Genomic DNA, 1,007 nt, shown 5'->3' on the forward strand with positions numbered 1-1,007 from the left:
TAAGAATAAATTTATAATTAGATAATATTTATATTTATTTATTTATTTAATTAACAAATATATTAATATTTTTAATTAATTAATAATACCTTTATATATATATATATATATATATTAATTTTAATTATATAATTATCTTTTTTATTAATAATTATAAATATATTATATATTTTATATAATAAGATTATAATTTTATAATTATTTTATTTTTTATTAAAAATTATTATTATTATAATTATTATATTATAATTATAAATTATTAAAGAATATATTTATTAATATTTTAATAATTAATATCTTTTATTTATATTTATAAAATAAGGTATAAATATTGATAATAAAGAGTAAATATTGTATTAATTATAATAATAATTATAATTAAGGAGCTTGTATAGTTTAATTGGTTAAAACATTTGTCTCATAAATAAATAATGTAAGGTTCAATTCCTTCTACACGTAATCATGATTATCATATTTATATATATTAAAATAATATTAATAAATAATTACTCCTCCTAGCAGGATTCACATCTCCTTCGGCCGGACTCCTTCGGGGTCCGCCCCGCGGGGGCGGGCCGGACTATATTATATATAAAATAATAAAAAGTCTATTTATAATACTAATATAATATTATATTAATATTATTTATTAAAAAGTAATTATAATAATATTATTATTTATTTAATTTATTTATTTATTTATTTATTTATTTATTATTATTATTAAATAATATATTATATTTATATTAATTATTTAAGATATAATATTAAGTTCTGGGGGACGGCCCCCCGTATCCGTATCCGTATCCGTATTCGTATCCGTATCCGTATCCGTATGGGGGATCGGAACCCCAAAGAGGAGTGAATACCTATTACATTATATTTATTTTATATTATATTATATTTATTTTATATTATATTATATTATAAATATAAATTATAAAAGGAGTAAATATAATTCTTATAATTTAATTATATTATAATTTTATTTTATTTTATTAATATTT

General features: G+C 15.7%; 1 tRNA gene. It reads left to right on the forward strand.

What is annotated here, in order from left to right:
* Window positions 1-385: 385 nt before the first annotated feature.
* Window positions 386-459, forward strand: a tRNA-Met gene (locus IE124_RS36230).
* The last annotated feature ends 548 nt before the right edge of the window (window positions 460-1,007 follow it).

It is taken from the genome of Streptomyces narbonensis (assembly GCF_014649015.1).
Taxonomy (GTDB): domain Bacteria; phylum Actinomycetota; class Actinomycetes; order Streptomycetales; family Streptomycetaceae; genus Streptomyces; species Streptomyces narbonensis.